At 70.7% G+C, this 14,247-nt stretch carries 8 protein-coding genes and 1 pseudogene; 2 read left to right on the top strand and 7 right to left on the bottom strand.

What is annotated here, in order from left to right; all coding sequences use genetic code 11:
- Positions 1-13 precede the first annotated feature (13 nt).
- The 6 genes from ACGFSB_RS00050 to ACGFSB_RS00075 form a co-directional block, all read right to left on the bottom strand.
- Positions 14-874 carry a class I SAM-dependent methyltransferase gene (locus ACGFSB_RS00050; RefSeq protein WP_393391725.1) on the bottom strand — a complete coding sequence of 287 codons (861 nt, stop codon included), beginning with the start codon at positions 872-874 and terminating at the stop codon, positions 14-16.
- A gap of 90 nt (positions 875-964) precedes the next feature.
- Complete coding sequence (locus ACGFSB_RS00055; protein WP_393391728.1) at positions 965-3,223, bottom strand: CDP-glycerol glycerophosphotransferase family protein; 2,259 nt, start codon at positions 3,221-3,223, stop codon at positions 965-967.
- Between the two features lie 153 nt (positions 3,224-3,376).
- Positions 3,377-4,258: a carbohydrate ABC transporter permease gene (locus ACGFSB_RS00060; protein ID WP_393391731.1), complete on the bottom strand. Its 882-nt coding sequence runs from the start codon at positions 4,256-4,258 to the stop codon at positions 3,377-3,379.
- The gene (locus tag ACGFSB_RS00065; protein ID WP_393393705.1) at positions 4,255-5,535 is read right to left on the bottom strand and encodes a carbohydrate ABC transporter permease; all 1,281 of its coding nucleotides are present in this window, start codon (positions 5,533-5,535) and stop codon (positions 4,255-4,257) included. Before ACGFSB_RS00065 ends, ACGFSB_RS00060 begins: the two co-directional genes overlap by 4 nt.
- 73 nt (positions 5,536-5,608) lie before the next feature.
- On the bottom strand, positions 5,609-7,000 hold the full coding sequence (locus ACGFSB_RS00070; protein WP_393391733.1) for an ABC transporter substrate-binding protein: 1,392 nt from the start codon (positions 6,998-7,000) through the stop codon (positions 5,609-5,611).
- A 245-nt stretch (positions 7,001-7,245) separates the two neighbouring features.
- Positions 7,246-10,557 (bottom strand): FHA domain-containing protein, encoded by a 3,312-nt coding sequence (locus ACGFSB_RS00075; protein ID WP_393391736.1) that lies wholly within the window; start codon positions 10,555-10,557, stop codon positions 7,246-7,248.
- A gap of 430 nt (positions 10,558-10,987) precedes the next feature.
- Here ACGFSB_RS00075 and ACGFSB_RS00080 point away from each other — a divergent pair, with 430 nt between their 5' ends.
- Complete coding sequence (locus ACGFSB_RS00080) at positions 10,988-12,571, top strand: protein kinase (protein WP_393391737.1); 1,584 nt, start codon at positions 10,988-10,990, stop codon at positions 12,569-12,571.
- Between the two features lie 16 nt (positions 12,572-12,587).
- Here ACGFSB_RS00080 and ACGFSB_RS00085 read toward each other — a convergent pair whose 3' ends face one another.
- Positions 12,588-13,472 (bottom strand): alpha/beta hydrolase family protein, encoded by an 885-nt coding sequence (locus ACGFSB_RS00085; protein ID WP_393393707.1) that lies wholly within the window; start codon positions 13,470-13,472, stop codon positions 12,588-12,590.
- Positions 13,473-13,596: 124 nt separating this feature from the next.
- Here ACGFSB_RS00085 and ACGFSB_RS00090 point away from each other — a divergent pair.
- Positions 13,597-13,965 (top strand): annotated as a pseudogene (locus ACGFSB_RS00090) (MerR family transcriptional regulator); the annotation flags it as partial.
- Between the last annotated feature and the right edge of the window lie 282 nt (positions 13,966-14,247).

Genomic DNA, 14,247 nt, shown 5'->3' on the forward strand with positions numbered 1-14,247 from the left:
GCGCGGTCAGACGTCAGGAGCGTCCCGAGCGTGCCAGCAGTGACGACAGCAGGCCCCTGGCCCGGCCCTCGGGTGCCTGGGTGGTCCGCTCCGGGGCCGCCTCGTCCGCGTGCCGTGACACCGGCTGCTCGGGCGACTTCGCCTTCTTGCCGCTGATGCGGATCATCGGGAAGGCGGCGACCTCCTCCGCTCCGTGCCACATGTCGTCGCGGCCCTTCAGGAACGCGGCGAGGTCGGTGTGGATCGCGTCGTAATCGCCCCACGTCCCATAGAACTTCGTGGCCGTGATGCACAGCGGCTTGAGCCCCGTGCTCGCCACCGCGCCCCACGTCGCCGCGGCCACGCCCGGACAGTGCTCGGCCCGGAAGTCGTCGAGTACGACGATGCCGTCCTGCCCGAGCACATCCTTGGCGGCGTCGATGTCCGCGTGGACGTGCTCGTACAGATGCGAGGCGTCGATGTGCACGAAGCGGCAGCTGTCCGGCTCCACATGGGCAGTGATCCCGGAGGAGGGCTCCTGGACGATCTGCGGCAGATCATCGTGGAAGGAGCCGTAGTTGGCCTCGAAGGCGCGGCGCGTGAGCGTGGCGTACGAGCGGCCCATCTCCGCGGAGTTGGCCTTGTCCGGGGCGGGCGAGTCGAAGAGGTCGCAGACCGTGAAGGTCTCCTCCGCGCGCAGATAGGAACCCATGAAGATCGCGCTCTTGCCGAGGTAGGCGCCGAGTTCCAGCAGGTCACCCCGTTCCGCCCGGTCGAACTGCCGGCTCAGGATCCAGTCGAAGAGCACCTGGTCGACCGGATGGAACCACCCCTTCACATCGGAGAGCCGCTGTGGCCGCGGCAGCTGGGAGGTGGTGGCTGAAGCGTTCTGCATATCTGATCCCGGGGAATGGGGGAAGGCGGACAGTGCGTCGGACGCGCGATGCCGTCGGACGCACGGTGCGGTGAGATGCGTGGTGTGCGGTCAGTGGCGCGGAGTGGGCTCGGTGACGTCGGACCGTGGCAGCGGCTCATCGGCCGCCCCCGCGGCCGGCGCGGGGTGCCGCTCCGCCAGTGGCGCAACAGACGGTAGACCCCCGGGTTCCCCGAGCACCACATGCCTCACAACTCGTTCAGCGGCCCGACCGTCGTCGTACACGCAGAAGCGGTTTCGGAACGCCGTCCGCAGTTGCGCCGAGCGCGATCCGCGCCAGTGGCCCGTGGCGAAGATGTCGGTGAGCTCGTCCTCGCTGCGCGCGATCGCGCCGGGCGGGAACTCGCGTACGTCGAAGTAGGTGCCGCGAGCCGCCTGGTACGCCTCCCAGTCGTCGGCGTGCAGGACGACGGGGCGGTCGAGGTTGGCGTAGTCGAACATCAACGACGAGTAGTCCGTGACGAGGGCGTCCGACGCCAGACAGAGGGACTCGACGCTCGGGTGGTCCGACACGTCGATGAGCCGCCCCGACGAGGACGTCATGGGCGCCCCGTACGAGTGATGGGCGCGCGTCAGTACGACGAAGCGGGGGCCGAGGTTCCGCAGCATCCGCTCCAGGTCGAGGGTGTGGAGCTGGGAGCGGCGGTAGTCGCGGTGGGTGGGCGCGTAGAGGATGGCGACCGCGCCCGGGGGGATGCCGAGGGTCTCGCGGAGGCGGGCCACGTCCGCGGAGGTGGCCCGCTGGTAGATGTCGTTGCGCGGATAGCCGTACTCGAGCGTCGCGAACGCGGCGGGGAACACGCGCTCCCACACGAGTGTCGAGTGGCGGTTCGCCGACAGGACGTAATCCCATTTGTCGGCGTTGAGCAGGAGCGCGCCGAAGTCCATGTCCCGCGCGGCGGCCGGGCGGTCCTGGAGGTCGAGGCCCATCAGCTTCAGGGGCGTGCCGTGCTGGGTCTGGATCATGACCTGGCCGGGGCGTTTGACCAGCCTGCGGTCGAAGTTGACGTTGTTCACGAGGTACTTGGAGCGGGCGAGGGCCGTCCAGTACGCTGCCGTTCCCGGGCGGATTCTGCGGGTCGCCGTCGGTACCGAGTGGTGGTGGGCGGGGTCCGCGATCCACGCGGTGCGGACATGCGGGGCGTGCTCGCGGAGGGCGGCCTCCAGGGCGCCGGGGTTGCAGCCGTAGCCGCGTCCCCAGTACGAGGAGAAGACCGCACGGTCGGCCCGCACCGGCAGGCGCAGCTGGATCCGGTAGTGCAGCTGGAGCATGGCGCCCTTCCCCCGGCGCCTCGCGGTGGCCGCGTACCGCTTGGCCCTGGACTTCACCCGTAGCGCCGCCCACAGCGCCCGGTAGGTGCGGTGCGTGCCGAGGCGGACCAGGCCGTGCCGCAGCCGGGTGCGGGCCCGCGGGCGGGCGCCGGGGACGCGGTAACGGCGGTAGTGGGTGCGGGCCTTGCGCAGGAAGTCGGCGCGGCTGCCGCGCGGCAGGCGGTCCCGTTTGGTGAAGACCGTCGAGAGGTGGTCGACCATCCGCCGGAACAGGACGGGCCGCCAGGTGGCCGAGAGTTCCGGGTGCTCGTCGAGGAACGCGAAGACCCTCTCGTACTGATCGAAGATGTCGAAGTGCTGCCGCGTCGTGGTGCTCAGGATGCTGCCCCTGCGCCGCTGCCGGTAGTGCACGCAGACCCGGTCGAGGGTGGCGAGCGAGTCCGCCGTCATCAGGATCGGGTACGTCCAGGGCGTGTCCTCGTAGAGGCCGGGCGGGAAGGCGAAGCCCTCGCGCTCGATGAAGTCGCGGCGGTAGGCCTTGTTCCAGGCGACCATCAGGAGCCTCAACAGGCCGGGCCTTTCGGTCAGCCGGAAGGGGGCGGCGCCGGTGGCGCCCCCCTCGTCGAGGAGGCTCGCGAACTGGTTGCGGACCTCCTCGCCCGACCAGAACGTACGCGCGTAGTCATAGATCAGGACGTCCGGCTCGGCCGTCTCCTTGATGCGGTCGGAGATCGCGTGCAGGGAACCGGGGGCGAGGGTGTCGTCGCTGTCCAGGAAGACGAGATAGTCGCCCTTCGCGTGCTCCATGCCCGCGTTGCGGGCCCTGCCGAGGCCGACGTTCTCCTTGAGGTGGATGGCTCTTACGCGGGAGTCGCGGGCCGTGAACTCGTCGATGAGGGCGGCGCAGGCATCCGGTGAGCAGTCGTCGACCGCGATCAGCTCGAAGTCCGTGAACGATTGTTCGAGGACCGATTCGAGACATGCGTGCAGATAGGCCTGCACCTTGTACACGGGCACGATGACACTGAACCGGGGCAAGGCACATCCATGGGTCGGCGCGGGCATACTGCCCGAAAACGCCCCGGTGGCCAGTCGGGTTACGCCGGACACGCAGATGGGGGAAGGAAGCGAGGGAGGCGGCCCTGTCGCGGGCCGCCTCCCTCGTCCTTGCGGATGTTCGACTCCGGGCCGCTACTTGACCGCGCCCGCCATCACGCCGGACACGAACTGCCGCTGGAACGCGAAGAACACGGCAAGCGGGATGATCATCGAGATGAACGCGCCGGGTGCCAGGATCTGCACGTTGTCGCCGAAGGACCGCACCTGCTGCTGGAGTGCGACCGTGATCGGCGGGTTCTGCGAGTCGGCGAAGATCAGCGCGATCAGCATGTCGTTCCAGACCCAGAGGAACTGGAAGATGCCGAGCGAGGCGATCGCGGGCGCGCCGAGCGGCATCACGACCCGGAAGAAGAGCCGCAGCTCACCGGCGCCGTCGAGGCGCGCGGCCTCCAGGAGTTCGCGCGGGATCTCCGCGAAGAAGTTCCGCAGGAGGAAGATCGCGAACGGCAGGCCGAAGGCGACGTGGAAGACGACCACGCCGACCGTCGTCTCGAAGATGCCGATCGCGCCGAAGATCTTCGACACCGGAAGCAGCGCCACCTGCACGGGCACCACGAGCAGCCCGACGACCCCGAGGAACCACCAGTCGCGGCCCGGGAACTCCATCCACGCGAAGGCGTATCCGGCGAGCGACCCGATGATCACGACGAGCAGCGTCGCCGGGACGGTGATCATGATGCTGGACAGGATCGAGTCGGTGATCGTCTCGTCCTTGAGCAGGTTCGTGTAGTTGTCAAGGGTCATCTGCGAGGGCGCGCTGAAGACCTTCCACCAGCCGCTCTCGGCCATGTCGGCGGAGGTGCGCAGCGAGCCGAGCAGCAGACCGATCGTCGGCACGAGCCAGAAGAGCCCGACGACGGCGAGGAAGACGCGTACGGCGCTGCTGCCCAGGACGGAGGCGATCCGCCCGCCGGCCGACTGCTTCGCCTTCACCACTTCGACTTGGGTGGTCATCGCCGAGCCTCCCGCCGAAGTCGCCGCACATTGAAGAGCATCACCGGGATCACGAGGAGGAAGAGGAGCACGGCGATCGCGCTCGCCACTCCTGAATCCTTGTCGAGGAACGCGGAGTTGTAGAGCTGGAGCGCCAGGACGTTCGCGTCGTCCTTCGACGAGTTCGGCGGGATGATGAAGATCAGGTCGAAGATCTTCAGTACGTTGATCATGAGCGTGACCGCCACCACCGCGAGGACCGGCGCGAGGATCGGTACGGTGATCCGCCGGAACACCTGCCACTCGTTGGCGCCGTCCACCCGGGCCGCCTCAAGGAGTTCACGCGGCACGCTCGCGAGTCCGGCCGCGATCAGGACCATCGCGAAGCCCACCCAGATCCACAGGTACGAGCCGATGACCGCGGGCGTGATGAGGGACGGGCCGAGCCAGTCCACGCCGTTGTACGGCTCGCGGAAGTTCGATGCGGGGAAGCGGAGTTGGGCCCCGTCGGCCTCCTTGGGGAGCGCGAAGGTGCCGTCGGCCGCCGCCTTCGCCGATGCCACCACCTTGCCGTCCTTGACGGCCTCGACCTTGATTCCCGGGTAGCCGAACTCGGCCTTGTCCGGGGCGTTGAGCTCGCCGCGGCCCTTGCCGCGGGTGAAGTCCTGCCAGGCCGTGCCGGTCACCCGGTCCGGGTCCGGCTTCGCGGCGGCGGCGGACTTGGCGTCGTCCGGCATGTTGTCCGGGGCGACGCCGGTCAGCGGCAGGGCGATGGGAGTGCCCGCGGAGACCGGCTTGCGCGTGATGAACGCGCCACCCGCCGCCGACTTCAGCGGCGACTGCGTACTGGGATGCGCCTGTGGGAACGACGACGACTCGGCGAACGTGTCGTGCACGCCCACGAAGACGGCGTTGGCGACACCCCGGTCGGGGTCCGAGTCGTACACGAGCCGGAAAATGATGCCTGCCGCGAGCATCGAGATCGCCATCGGCATGAAGATGACCAGTTTGAACGCCGTACCCCAGCGGATGCGTTCGGTGAGCACGGCGAAGATCAGGCCGAGCCCGGTCGCGAAGGTCGGGGCGACCACCACCCAGATCGCGTTGTTCTTGACCGCGGTGAGGATGGTGTCGTCCGTGAACAGGGTCTTGTAGTTGCCGAACGCCGTGAAGTCGCCCGACTTGTCGAAGAAGCTGCGGAAGACGGAGTACCCGATGGGGTACAGGACGAGAGCGCCGAGCAGCACAAGGGCGGGCAGCAGGAAGAGCACCGCCATGCCTTTGCGTGTTCCGGTCACGCTCTTGCGCGGTTTGGGAGCCGGGGGCAGCGCCGCACTCGGCGAGCCCCCGGCGTTCGCGGACGCCACCGTGTCAGTCCTTGTAGGCCTTGGCGGCGGCCGTCTCCAGCGCCTTCTGGGTGCCCGCGACGTCCTTCGGGTTCTTCAGGAAGTCCTGGAGCGCCTTCCACTCGCCCTTGCCCGGCGTGCCGCCGAAGGCCTGCGGGGCCTGGTCGGACATGTCGTAGCGGATGTCGTCGCCCGCCGCGATGAGCGCCTTGGCGATACCGCGCTGCACGTCGTTCGGGTACGCGGCCAGATCGAGGCTCTTGTTCGGCGACACGAATCCGCCCGCCTCGGCCCAGACCTTCGCCGCGTCCGGCGAAGCGAGGAAGGTGAGCAGCGCCTGGGCGCCCTTGCTGTCCTTCAGCGCCACCGCGGCGTCACCGCCGACGACCGCCGGGGACTCCTTGCCGACCGCCGGGAACGGGAACACCTTGGCGTCCGAGCCGATCTTGGCCTTCGTCTCCGAGATGGGTAGCGAGACCATGTCACCCTCGAAGACCATGCCCGCCTTGGGCTGGTCGCCGCCGGTGAAGGTCTGCTTCACGGAGATCGGGAACTCGGTCTGCAGCGCGCCGTCCGCACCGCCCGCGACGAAGCCCTTCTTACCGAAGAGGCCACCCAGCGTGGTCAGCGCGTCCTTGACGGACGGGTCCGTCCACTTGATCTCGTGCTTGGCGAGCTGGTCGTACTTCTCCGGGCCCGCCTGCGAGAGGTAGATGTTCTCGAACCAGTCGGTGAGGGTCCAGCCGTCGGCGCCCGCCACCGATATCGGCGGCACACCGGAGTCGTACACGGTCTGGGCCGCCTTGGTGAAGTCGTCCCAGGTCTTGGGCACCTTGGCGCCCGCGTTGTCGAGGACCTGGGCGTTGTACCAGACCAGCGACTTGTTGGCCGCCTTGAAGTACACGCCGTACTGCTTGCCGTCGACGGCTCCGAGGTCCTGCCAGCCCTTCGCGTAGTTCTTGTCGAGCTGCTTCTGCGCCTCAGGACCGACCGGCTTGGCCCACTTGTTCGCCACGGCCTGCTCGATCGCGCCGACCTGCGGAAGCATCGCCACGTCCGGCGGCTGGCCGCCGGCGACCTTCGACTCCAGGAAGCTGATGATGGGGTCCTGCGCCGGTACGAAGGTGACGTCCGCGCCCGTGCGCTTCTCGAACTCGTCGAGAACCTTCAGGAAGACCTTGCGCTCCGAGCCGCCCCACACGGCGGCGACCGACACCTTCTGGCCGTCCAGCTTGGGTAGTTGGAGCGCGGCCCCGCTCTCCTTGCCGCTGCCCTTGTTCCCGTCGTCGTCCTTGTCGTCGCTGCCGCCACACGCGGTCATGGTGAGCGCGAGCGCGCCCGCGACGACGGCTGTAGCGAGTTTGGCTGTGGTACGCCGATGGTGCGGTGCCCTGCGTGTACGAAGGGTGCTGCGCATCACTGCCCCGTTCTCTTCACTGACGAGCGAGTCCCGTGCGGTCTGTTTACGCCCGCCCGGGGAGAAGCGGCAAGAGCACCAACCATGACAACCAGGTGATCGTGATGGCGTTGTGACGTGGCGTCATGAGCGGTGAGGGCTCCCGCCGCGGGAAGCCGGGCCGCCCCCGCCGTGGGCAGGCGTCCCGCGAGGCGATCGGGGCCTCCCCTGCGAAACGAGGCGCCCGGCACGGGAGAGGCCGGGGATCACAACAGTGACGGAACCTTATCGGCGGCTACCGAGCGGGCGGCCCGCTCCAACGCACTGGCAAGCAATGCCAAGTCCGTCGGCCCATTGCCGAGTTCACGCACCGGACGGCGGGCCGGAGGATCACCCATCCGCTCCCACTCCAGGGGGACCACCGTGGGCCGCAAAGTAGACGTACGCGGAATACGCCCAGTAACCCGCCCCGCCTGAAAGGGACTTACGCGCCCTTCGGCAGTACGAAGCTCCCCCCGCCCAGGCGCAGGCTCCTCCGGCCCGAGAGAAGCCGCATCCAGGGCGATCCGCAGAGCCGCCCGCTGCCCCAACTCCGTCTCAGGAGTCCGCTCACTACGCGCCGTGGTGGCAACCAAGTGCACCCCGAGCCGCCCCCCATCACGGGCCACCGCCTCAAGGGCCCGCACAACAGACCCGGCAGCAGGTCGCCCCGGCGACCCGAGCGCAGGGGAAAGCAGCGCGTCGAAGTCGTCGACCAGTACGACGAGCCGGGGCAACGGCGGCCCGAGCTCCGCCCCCTTACGGGCGGCGGCGGGCCGCAACCGCATCGTGGAACTCGGCGGCGGATCAAGATCACCGCCGCCCCCGCCCCCGCCCCCGCCGACGCCAACACCCCCGCCAACGCCATTCATGCCACTTCCGCCGACCTGAGGCAGAGGCGCATTCGAATGCCACTCGGCGAACCCGAGCCGCCCCAGCAACTCCGCACGCCGCTTCAGCTCGGCTGTCAACGACTGTGCGAACTCCCGCATCCGGACAGGGTCGTTGGCGGCCAGGTGCGTGGTGACATGCGGCAGATCGGTGCAGACGGCGAGGCCCTCGACGAGCCGTATGTTCGCTCCGTTGGTCCCGCTGCCCACGCTCCCCGTGGTGTCCCGCCCATCGATCAGAACTATCCCAAGCCGGTCCGGCCGCTCCGCGGCGGCCAGCGAGGCGGCGATGGACCGCAGCAGTTCCGTACGGCCGCTGCCCGAAGGGCCCTCGGCGAGGACATGCGGACCCTCGGCGGCGAGATCCACGACCACGGGCCCGCGAGGCCCCGCCCCGAGCACCGTCCAGGCGCGCCCTCCCGACGACTCCTGATCGTCGGCGGCAGCGGCCCACCGAGCCATCAGGGACGCGGGGGTGGCCCGAGCGAGACCCAACTCGTCGAGGAGCCGCGCCATTTGAGGCAGCGGGGCGGACACGCGCGCGTGCCCATCGCCGGGTGCCCCATCCGTACGGAAGGGTGCGAGCGCCCTGGCGAACCGCTCGGCCCAGGCCTGCGACACCGCGTCCACCGCGGCGATCGTGCCGTGCCCCGCGGGCTGCCCGTCCGCGGTCCGCAGCAGCCGCAGCGCGGTCGCCACGTCACCGCTGAGCAGCGCGACGGCACCGCAGGCGCGGAAGGCGGGCGAGACCGAGCAGGCGGCTTCGTACGTGGCGGACACCGGCGACGCGGGGGACGCGGCGGGCGTCTCGGCGAGGCAGACCACATGGATTCCGGCGGTGGCGCCTTCCCGCGCGAGCCGTGCCACGGCCTCACGCAGCCCGGCGGACCCGGGGTCGCCGTCCACCACGACGACGGTGCGGGGGCCGGCGTCATCCAGGGAGCCGTCAGTCAGGGAGCCGTCAGAAGAGGCAGCGGAAGCCGAAGCCGAAGCGGAAGCGGAGACAGAGGGGGAGGCAGCGGCGGAAGCCCGGTCCGCCACGTGGTCCGCGAGCCGCCGCAGCAACTCCTCCGTACGCGCGGCAGCCTGCTCGCGGTCGTAGGCGAGGAGGAGGCGGCAGTCCTGCCCGTGCGTGGGCCGCAGATGCGGGAGCCAGCCGAGCCAGGACCACTCGGCGGCGCGCTCCGGTGTGGGCCGGGTGCGGTCCGTGCTGAGGAGCACGATCTCCAGGGCGTCCGGCGAGTGCAGCGCGGCGAGCTGGGCGACGACCGCGCGGGCCAGGCCCGTGAGCCGCTCGCGCGGTCCCGCGAGGCCGAGCGCGCCGGCCTCCCGCAGGCTGACCGTCACGGGGACGGCGGGCAGCAGCCCTCGCTCGTCGGGGTTCGCCCGGTCGACCGTGCCGAGCCGCACCGCGAGCGCCTCGGGGTGGCCGGGACCCCGCTCCCAGAGCCGGGGTCCCGGACCGAGCGCGGTGAGGAGCAGGGCCGCGGGGTCGGGCCAGGATTCCGGGGTCCGTGCGGCGGCGGCCACCGCGAGGTCCTCCGGGGTGGCGGCCGGCGGTTGCGGGGGAGAGGCGTCGCCGCCCGTGCCGTACGCGTCGTCTTCGAGGTCACCCTGGAGATACTCGTCGTCCCGGCTGCCCGTCAGCCGCCGGGCCCAGGCGGAGAGCCCGCCCCGCTTGCGGAGGCCGCGCGGAACGGTCGTCCCGCGCGTGGGAGTGCCCATACGGGTGCTCTCGGCATCGGGGGCGCCGCCCTGCTGGGGCACGAGCGGCACATCGGTGAGGGAGGTCTGGCCGTGCGCCCCGTGTGGTCCGTGGGCTCCGCCGCGGACGTCATCCCCCGCGGCGCCCCAGCCCGCGGAGCCGTACGCGTGATGGGTGCCTTCGGAGGGCGTGTGAGCGGCCTCCGGGGGAGTGCTCCGGCCCTCGGGCGGCGGAGTGCTCCGGGGCTCTTCGCTGCCCGCGGCGACCCGCTCTTCGCTGCCCGCGACCCGCACGCGCACGTGCCCCTCGCCGTCCGGAGCCGTCGGCAGCACGCCGCCCGCCCCGTCCCCGGCGGTGAGCCGCAGTGCGGACTCGCCGAGCCGCAGCAGGGAGCCGGGGGAGAGCCGCACGGGGCGGTCGGTGATCTCGCGCCCGTCGACCGTCGTGCCGTTCGTGGAGCCCAGGTCCGTGACGGTGACCTGGCCGTCCTGCGTGAGCGTCACCGCGCAGTGCAGCCGCGAGACATCCGGGTCGTCCAGCGGAACGTCGGCCTCCGCGGAGCGGCCGACGCGGATCTGGCCGCCGTGCAGGAGATGCACGCCGCCCGCGTCGGGGCCCGCCACCACGTGCAACTGGGCGGCGGCTCCCGCGAGTTCGGGACCTGGCTCGGCGGGGGAGCCGAGTGAGAGCACCGCTCCGTCGATGAGCGGCGGCTCCCCGAGGGTGCAGCGCTGCGCGTCGAGCCGCTCCGATTCCGCGTACAGGACGACCGGCCCGTCGCCGCCCGCGACGGCCGCGGCGAGGCCGGAGGCGACGGTGGCGAGCGCGGTCCCGGTGGGGGCGGTGACCAGCACGTCACAGGCGCCGCGCGGCACGGCAGGGCGGTCTTGGGGCTCGGCGGTCTGGCCGCTGCGCGGCCCGAGGACGGTCAGCCGGATCTGCATCGCCGTCAGCGGTCCCTTCTGCCCTTGCCGCCGGGCACGGGGACTCGCGCTGTGATTCCCCCCACCGCACACGGCCACGTCGGCCAGTAACAAGAAAGCATCCTCGCACCTGCCACTGACAACACGCCCGGCGGCTACCCGTAAGTGATCTTGATTGGTCGGCTCTGCTCGGAAAAGTGCCTGCTTGGACCGTTGCGATCACCGGCCGATGAGGAGTGACGAAGGTCAATTCGCCGCCACTCGGCAACCAACGGCCCCGGTCGGGCGTCTTTCCACCGAACAACGATCCGGGCACCGGCCCGGGGCACCCGGCCACCGGTGCGGAATGTGACCGGCCGGTGCCCCGTTCGGCGGCACTAGAGTGGGTCGGAACACCCTCCGGCGGGTAGCCGGGTCCGGACAGTCCAGCCAGATCAGCAGGGAGCATGACGTGCGGCCGGTAGGCAGCAAGTACCTGCTCGAGGAGCCGCTCGGGCGCGGCGCCACGGGCACCGTCTGGCGAGCCCGCCAGCGCGAGACCGCGGGTGCCGAGGCGGCCGTACCGGGCCAGCCCGGCGAGACCGTCGCGATCAAGGTCCTCAAGGAAGAGCTCGCCAACGACGCGGACATCGTGATGCGATTCCTCCGCGAGCGGTCCGTCCTGCTCAGGCTCACGCACCCGAACATCGTGCGGACCCGTGACCTGGTCGTCGAGGGAGAGCTCCTCGCCCTCGTCATGGACCTGGTCGACGGCCCCGACCTGCACCGCTACCTCCGCGAGAACGGCCCGTTCACGCCGGTCGCGGCGGCTCTCCTGACCGCCCAGATCGCCGACGCCCTGGCCGCGAGCCACGCTGACGGAGTCGTGCACCGCGACATGAAGCCCGCGAACGTCCTGCTCAAGCAGGACGCCGACGGCTCGATGCACCCGATGCTCACCGACTTCGGCATCGCGCGCCTCGCCGACTCCCCGGGCCTGACCCGCACCCACGAATTCGTCGGCACGCCCGCGTACGTGGCGCCCGAGTCCGCCGAGGGCCGCCCGCAGACCAGCGCGGTCGACATCTACGGCACGGGCATCCTTCTGTACGAGCTGGTCACCGGGAGTCCGCCGTTCGGCGGCGGCTCGGCCCTCGAAGTCCTGCACCAGCACCTGAGCGCCGAACCGCGCCGCCCCTCCACGGTCCCGGACCCGCTGTGGACGGTCATAGAGCGCTGCCTCAGCAAGAACCCCGACCACCGCCCCAGCGCCGAGAACCTCGCGCGCGGCCTGCGGGCCGTAGCGGACGGCGTGGGCGTGCACGCGTCCAGCGCGCAGATCGCCGCGGCGGAGGGCGTCGGCGCCCTCCTGATGCCCGATCCGGCGCCCGCAGCGGTCCCCGGGACGGCCGGCGCCGCCGACCCCACCCAGGTCCTGCCGAGCAACGCGGGGTCGTACGACCCGAGCGCGCCGACGAGCGTCATGCAGAACACCGGCTCCGGCCCCGCTGCCGACCCGACGGCCGTCATGCCGCCCGTGCCGTCGAACCAGCCCGGTGCGGACCCCAATGACCCGCACCCCTGGCAGAACCAGATGCGGGCGGCCCGCGACCGCAACGAACAGACGCAGGTCCAGTCGTATCTGGACCCCAACGACGACCCGCTGCGCCGCCGCCCCCAGCGCCAGGTGGCCCGCCCGCAGCAGCAGCCGCAGCGTCCTCAGCAGTACGCCCAGCAGCAGCAACGCCCGCAGCAGTACGCGCCGCAGCCCCAGCAGCAGTACGCGCCGCCGCAGCAGCAGCCGCCCCAGCAGCCGCCCGCCGGACGGCCGCCGCGCGAGCCGCGGCAGCGCAGCGCGAACCGGATGAAGATCCCGGGTCTCGGCTGCCTCAAGGGATGCCTCTTCACGATCGTCATCCTCTTCGTGGCGAGCTGGCTCGTCTGGGAGCTGAGCCCGCTCCAGGAGTGGATCGGTACGACGAAGGGGTACTGGGACCAGCTGGGCGAGTGGTACGACACGGTTTCGGGCTGGATGGGGAAAGTGGGCGGGAACTAGGGGCCGCCCCGCGTGGTCACTTGCTGTCCAGCCGCCCCAGCGCGTGGGCGTCGGCGAGGACGGTCCGGGCCAGCTGCCAGTCGGTGTGGTCGATGCCGGTGATGTGGCGTAGGTAGGCGAGGGTGACCTGCTGGACGAGGGCGACGCGGCTGGGGTCCTCGTCGGTGGTCTCTGCTGCCCGGTAGCCGGAGATGCCGCCGAGGAAGTGCTCGCCGCCGTAGACGGTGAGCAGGCTCTTGTCGCCACGGCTGAGGGTGTAAGGGTCGCTTGTCCAGGCGGGTCCTCGGGTGGTCAGCGGGAGGTCGTCCTTGTCGCCGGCGACCACGAGGCCGGGGGCTGTGATGTGGGAGAAGTCCTGGTCGCGGAGCCAGGGAAGGTTCTCGTGGGCGAAGGGGGTCAGTTCGTCGCCGCCCTTGCCGGCCGTGGCCAGTTGGATGCTGGCCATGACCCGGGAGTCGGACAGGTCGTCGGCGGTGCTGGTCTGGGGGTCGGTGACGCGCAGACCCACCAGGATGCCCGCGGTCTGGCCTCCGAAGGAGTGGCCCGCCGCGACGATGCGGCTGTGGTCGACCCGGCCGGAGAGGCCGGGCACGGATGCCTCCAGCGGCTTGAGCTCATCCAGGACGCGCTTCATGTCCTGCACGCGGTAGCGCCACAGGTGGGGCCTGCGGGAGTCGTCCGCGGCGATGGCGACCCGCTTGGAGTCGAGATGCGTGGCTTGGATCACCACGAAGCCGTGAGAGGCCCAGTGGTCGACCAGCGGTGCATAGCCGTCCAGGTCGGAGCCGAATCCGTGTGCGAAGAGCACGATCGGCAGGCGTGTGCCGGTGAGCGGTGCGGAAACGCGTACGTGCAGGTCCTGGCCGCGCTGGGGGGCGGGCAGCACGATCGGTTTGACCATGACGGTCGAGGTGGGAGCGGGGCCGGTGAGGCCGGTCGTCTGGTGAGTGGTCACGTGCGTACGCTAAAACTTGACGTCGACGTCAAAGGCAAGTCGTTATGGCGTAGATCACATGGAGCTCGGAATGCGCATTGGGGAACTCGCCCGCCGTACAGGCGTCAGCACCCGGGCCCTGCGGTACTACGAGGAGCAGAACCTGCTCACGGCCGAGCGCAGCGACAGCGGCCAGCGCCACTACCCGGAAACCGCGGTCGCCCGGATCCTCCTGGTCCGGGAGCTGTTCACCGCCGGCCTGTCGAGCAAGACCATCGCCGAGCTCACGCCATGCGTCATCGACGGCAAGGCCACACCCGAACTCCTCGACCGCCTGGCTGTGGAGCGCGGTCACATCGACCAGCACATCGTCGATCTCACGCACACCCGAGACCGTCTCGACTCGGTCATCGCCGGCGCCTCCGCGTCCATGGACACCGGGACCCCTTGCAGGCCCGGCCCCGCATCGACTGCTCCGGCGCAGGTCGGCAGCGCTGCCCTCCATGGCGTCAAGAAGCTCGGGAACGTGGGGGATGACGTCGTCCAGTCCGTTCGCGGTGCTCTGGAACAGTGACCGGCTCGCGTTGTCACGCGAACCGGCGAGCTCGAGAACGGCGCCGCTGCGGCGGGTGCGGCGGGTGCGGCGAGCGCATGTCGCCCTGGCCCGCGCACAGGGCACCGCGAACCGTCACCTTCATCGCCCATCTGCTTCATCTCCTATCTGCGATTGCTGGAGAACGGA

Source organism: Streptomyces sp. NPDC048441 (genome assembly GCF_043200235.1).
GTDB lineage: Bacteria > Actinomycetota > Actinomycetes > Streptomycetales > Streptomycetaceae > Streptomyces.